Source organism: Janthinobacterium sp. AD80 (assembly GCF_002878455.1).
In the GTDB taxonomy this organism is placed as follows: domain Bacteria; phylum Pseudomonadota; class Gammaproteobacteria; order Burkholderiales; family Burkholderiaceae_D; genus Janthinobacterium.
In genome coordinates this window covers 1-5,066 of the sequence record NZ_NRDQ01000248.1, presented here as the reverse complement: position 1 = coordinate 5,066, position 5,066 = coordinate 1, and the positions used below count along the sequence as shown (strand labels likewise).

At 61.1% G+C, this 5,066-nt stretch carries 4 protein-coding genes and 1 pseudogene; 1 reads left to right on the top strand and 4 read right to left on the bottom strand.

Features of this window, described 5'->3' with window-relative positions; translation table 11 throughout:
- The 3 genes from JaAD80_RS28005 to JaAD80_RS27995 all read right to left on the bottom strand — a co-directional run.
- The coding region (locus JaAD80_RS28005; RefSeq protein ID WP_146012577.1) for a hypothetical protein at positions 1-707 on the bottom strand (707 nt) is incomplete at its 3' end.
- A gap of 12 nt (positions 708-719) precedes the next feature.
- The gene (locus JaAD80_RS28000) at positions 720-1,406 is read right to left on the bottom strand and encodes a UPF0149 family protein (protein WP_102299421.1); all 687 of its coding nucleotides are present in this window, start codon (positions 1,404-1,406) and stop codon (positions 720-722) included.
- A gap of 130 nt (positions 1,407-1,536) precedes the next feature.
- Positions 1,537-3,042 (bottom strand): peptide MFS transporter, encoded by a 1,506-nt coding sequence (locus tag JaAD80_RS27995; protein WP_102299419.1) that lies wholly within the window; start codon positions 3,040-3,042, stop codon positions 1,537-1,539.
- A gap of 310 nt (positions 3,043-3,352) precedes the next feature.
- Between JaAD80_RS27995 and ppnN the strand changes: the two genes are divergently transcribed.
- Positions 3,353-4,723 (top strand): nucleotide 5'-monophosphate nucleosidase PpnN, encoded by a 1,371-nt coding sequence (gene ppnN / locus JaAD80_RS27990; protein ID WP_102299417.1) that lies wholly within the window; start codon positions 3,353-3,355, stop codon positions 4,721-4,723.
- A 144-nt stretch (positions 4,724-4,867) separates the two neighbouring features.
- On the opposite strand, the pseudogene JaAD80_RS31020 reads toward ppnN, so the two are convergent.
- Positions 4,868-5,066: pseudogene (locus tag JaAD80_RS31020) on the bottom strand (hypothetical protein); the annotation flags it as partial.

Sequence of the window (5,066 nt, the reverse complement as noted above, 5' to 3'; positions counted from 1 at the left end):
GCGGGGCGGGCGGCGCTGGTGGCGTCGCGTGCGCGGGCGCGCTGCGCCAGCCAGGCATTGTAGGCTTGCAGATTGCTCGCGCGCAGGCTCCGGCCTGCGTTTTCAAGCTGCGACAGCTGCGCATGGGCATCGCTGCCTGGCAGGCGGGCCGCCAGCGGATGCTGCGCTTCGAGCAGCTGGCGCTGGCGCACATTGTCTTGCAGCGCCGCGTACGCGCGCACGTGGTCCGCATGCAGGCGCGCCAGGGTCTGGCGTGCATCCTCGCCATTCAGGGCTGCCTGCAGGGCCAGCAGATAGCGCGCTTCCTGCGCCAGCACTTCGATTTCCACGCGGCGCGCGGCTTCCTGCTGCGCGTGTTGCGCCAGCGTGTCCGCGTCGGGCAGGGGCAGGGTGAACAGCGAGGGTTGCTGGCGCGCGCGCAGGGCGGCCAATTGTGACTGCACTTGCGCCAGGCGGGCCGAGATGGCGGCGTGCGAGGCGTGGCGCAAGGCGTTGACGCGCGCTGTGGTGGTGTCGGCCAGACTGGCGCCATGCGTGCCGGCGCTGCTCGATGCCTGGCGCAGTGCGGCAATCGCCTCGCTGCCGGCGCTGTAGGCGCGCCATTCGGCCAGCAACAGGCGCCCGGCCAGCAGGATGACGATGAACAGCGCGAACTGCAGCGCGTGGCGCAGCAGGAAGCGCAGCAGGGCCGTCAGCAGCTGGCGCAAGGAGAGGCTTTCTTAGCCGGCCGCGCTATCGGCGTCGGCACAGCATTTTTTATACTTCTTGCCGCTGCCGCAGTGGCATGGGTCGTTGCGGCCCGTTTTCGGCAGTTCGCGCAGCACCGTGGCGCCAGTCTGGCTTTGTGCCTGGCTTTTCAGGTGGCGCTGGCGCGCCCAGGCCGCGTTGATGGCGATGACGGACGGCGTGACGCCATCCATGGCTGTTTCAGCCGCTTCGTCATCGAGTTCGGTGGCCGTGGCCAGGTGCTGGAATGGCGCCAGATATTGCGGGTGGCTGACGGCCAGGGCTGCCCATTGCGGCTTGTCCAGGGTGGTGCCCAGCACAAAACCGGCGCACCAGGCGGGCACGCTCCATTCGGGGCCGCATTCGTAGATCGGTTCGAAGCTGTCCGGGTCTTTCGCCAGCCACTCGACCATGTAGGCGTGGTGGCGCTGGGCCAGGCTTGCCGCGCGGTCGCTGTCCGCGCCGGGCGTGGGCGCCGTGGTGCCGGCCGCCTTGTCCCAGACCCACGGTAGCCATTGCCCTGGCGCGAGCTGTTTCGGGCTGAGGGCGACGGCCGTGAGAAAACCTTCCAGCATCGACACGTCCATGGCCCGCCCTTCCAGGGCAGGCGCGGCCAGCAGGGTGTCGAGTTCGGCGTATTCGTCGTCGGAAAGGGGCGAGGTAGTGGAGATGCTGGACATGGAATTCTTCGTGTAAGTTGGTGGATGGCCGCTGGCCCTGGCCGTATTGTACCGCCCGCCAAGGGGAAATCTGGCGCCGGAATGAAAAACGGCGGCCCGCAGGCCGCCGTTTTTAGCTATGGCAGAAAAATTACTTCACGCCGTGCATCAGTTTGTTGATCAGCGGTGCGATCAGGAACAGCACGACGCCGGCGCCCAGCAGCGACCAGAAGCCGAAGGTGTAGCCGGCCAGCGCCGAATCGGCCGTCATGCCGGTGTTGCCGCTGACGTGGCTGGCAAAGATGCCCGACAGGTTGTTGCCGATACCGGTCGACAGGAACCAGCCGCCCATGCCCATGCCGACCAGGCGTACCGGTGCCAGCTTGGTGACCATCGACAGGCCGATAGGGGACAGGCACAGTTCGCCGATCGACTGGATCACATACACCATGAACAGGGTCCAGAACGGGATCTTGTTGTCGGCGCCAACCAGGCTCGACAATGCAAAGATCAGCAGGCCGAAGGCGGCTGCATTGCCCAGCAAGCCCAGGCCGAACTTGCGCGGGATCGACGGGTTGACGTTGCGGCGCGCCAGGAATACCCATACTGCGGCGATGATCGGTGCGAAAACGATGATGGCGACCGAGTTGACGCTCTGGAAATAGGCGGTCGGGAAGATCCAGAAGCCCAGGTCGCGGTTGACGATGTTTTCAGCCAGGAAGGTAAACGAGCTGCCAGCCTGTTCGAAGAACATCCAGAACAGGATGTTGAAGGCGAAAATCACCAGCATGGCGATGGTTTTGTCGCGCGCCACCTTGCCGTCGCGGATACCTTCGACCATCAGCATGACGGCCAGGCCGACGAACAGCACGGTCAGCACGATCTGCAGGTTGGCGGCGCCCACCGTCAGCAGGAAGTACATCAGCGGAATCACGCACAGGCAGCCCAGGGCGACCCAGATGACGCGCATCGGGTTGGCGGCGTGCGCTTCCGGCGCGCCGATGCCCTTGAGCGAGTTGCGGCCGATGTAGAACCATACCAGGCTGATCAGCATGCCCACGCCGGCTGCCATGAAGACCATCTTGTACGACGGCATGCCGCCCGTGCCGAAGATCGATTCGGCCAGCCACTGGGTAAATACGGGAGCGACCATCGCGCCCATGTTGATGCCCATGTAGAAGATCGTGAAGCCGCTGTCGCGGCGCGGATCGGCCGACGCATACAGCTTGCCCACCATGGTCGAGATGTTCGGCTTGAACATGCCGTTACCGACGATCATGGTCGCCAGGCCCAGGTTGAAGATGTCCTGGTTTGGCACGGCAATGCAGAACAGGCCGGTTGCCATGAAGATGGCGCCCAGCAGGATGGAGCGCTGGTAGCCGATGATGCGGTCGGCGATATAGCCGCCGAACAGGGCGCCGGCGTACACCAGCGCGAGGAAGGAACCGTACGTCAGGTTGGCCGCAGCCTGGCCCGAGGCATCGCCGCCATGGAACTGGGCCACGATGTACAGGACCAGCGCCCAGCGAACTCCGTAGAACGCGAAGCGTTCCCAGAATTCAGTCATGAACAACATCCACAATGGGCTTGGATGGCCCATAATCTGCTTGAACTCGGGAATAACGGCTTCCTTGTTGGGCGTAGTCGCACCGCTCATGCGGTTCCTCCTGAAAAATTATTATAGTCAATCGATAAAACAAACTTATGGAAGCCTGCGGGCGGCGGGGACTCTTTTGAAGAACCTCATGCACGGGAATTCCAATAGGCTGGCATTCTAATCTACAAATTGCGCTGAGCGAAGGTTTCCATTCGCATTAGCAAGAATGACTGTTTCATATTAGTCAAACCGGTTTGCGCCGCAGAGTGGGGGCGGCGAATTTGCGGCACTACAGCACAACTTGCCTGACTTGTCGTATATTGGTGCTGCAAGACATTCGAGGATCGATTTTAAAAGGATTTTTCGCATTATGGAACACGACGTTATCGATACTCTGGTTTCACCGGAAGGCCGCCTTGACGTGCTCTCCAAGACTGAAGTCAATAAACTGCTCGACACCAGCCAGGGCGGCCTGTACAACACTTTCCGCCGTTGCGCGCTGGCGGTATTGAATTGCGGTAGCACCATCGACGATGGGCGCGCCTTGCTTGAGCGGTATCAATCCTTCGAGATTTCCATCATCCAGCGCGAACGCGGCATCAAGCTTGACATCAAGGGCGCGCCGGCCATCGCTTTCGTCGACGGCAAGATGATCAAGGGCATCCACGAGCATTTGTTCGCCGTCTTGCGCGACATTATCTTTGTCAGCGATGAAGTCACGGGCAACCCGAAATTCGATTTGCACAGCACGGAAGGCGTGACGGATGCCGTCTTCCACATCCTGCGCAACGCCAATGTGCTGCAAACCCAGCTCAACCCGAACCTGGTGGTGTGCTGGGGCGGCCACTCGATCAACCGCGCCGAATACAATTATTCGAAGGAAGTGGGCTACCAGCTGGGTTTGCGCGGCCTGGATATCTGCACGGGCTGCGGCCCCGGTGCCATGAAGGGCCCCATGAAGGGCGCCACCATCGGCCACGCCAAGCAGCGCCTGCACAATGGCCGCTACCTGGGCATCACCGAGCCGGGCATCATCGCCGCCGAATCGCCGAACCCCATTGTCAATGACCTGGTCATCATGCCGGACATCGAAAAGCGCCTGGAAGCGTTCGTGCGCGCGGGCCATGGCATCGTCGTGTTCCCGGGCGGCGCCGGCACGGCCGAAGAGATTTTATATATCCTCGGCATCCTGCTGCACCCGGATAATGCGGAAATTCCATTCCCGCTGATCTTCACGGGACCGGAAACCTCGCGCGAGTATTTCGTGCAGATCAACCAGTTCATCCATGACACCCTGGGCCCGGAAGCGCAGCAGCGCTACAAGATCATCATCGACGATCCGGAACTGGTGGCGCGCGAAATGCTCGAAGGCATCCGCCAGGTACGCGAATTCCGCAAGGCGCACAGCGATGCGTATTATTTCAACTGGCTCTTGAAGATCGATCATGAATTCCAGAAGCCGTTCCACCCCACGCATGAAAACATGCGCAACCTGAGCCTGCACAAGAACCAGCCGACCCACTTGCTGGCAGCCCAGTTGCGCCGCGCCTTCTCGGGCGTGGTGGCCGGCAACGTCAAGGACGATGGCATCCGCTCGATCGAGGAACACGGCAATTTCGAAATCCATGGCGACAAGGCCATCATGGGCCCGATGGATGCGCTGCTGGCATCGTTCGTCGCGCAGCACCGGATGAAATTGGCGGGAACGGCGTATGTGCCTTGCTATACGGTGATCCAGTAACCCCGAAAGAAAGGCTGGGGTCGGACCCGCCGGGTATGACCCAATAAACCCAAGAAATACTGGGGTCGGACCCTGAGGGTGTTTAGTCGGCAGACATGGGTAACACTTTGTCGGGAGACATAGGTTACACATCAGACTTCCATTTTACGGCGAATCACGCAGGTTGATTCGCCGTATTTCCTTGTGACAGAAGAACACCTCAAACACATCGTCAATCGTGGTTGGCTTGATGGCCACCAACTGTGTTCTCAGGCCCTCGCCGATAAAGTAGCGTCGGTTCTGAAAAGAAATTTCTCCCTTGTCGCTGACTTTGCGGACAGTATCACCCGATGGATACTCGATC

What these genes read in the sequence shown, in the direction of transcription:
- JaAD80_RS28000 (WP_102299421.1), bottom strand. Translation starts at nt 1,406, where the DNA reads ATGTCCAGCATCTCCACTACCTCGCCCCTTTCCGACGACGAATACGCC.
- JaAD80_RS27995 (WP_102299419.1), bottom strand. Translation starts at nt 3,042, where the DNA reads ATGAGCGGTGCGACTACGCCCAACAAGGAAGCCGTTATTCCCGAGTTC.
- ppnN (WP_102299417.1), top strand. Translation starts at nt 3,353, where the DNA reads ATGGAACACGACGTTATCGATACTCTGGTTTCACCGGAAGGCCGCCTT.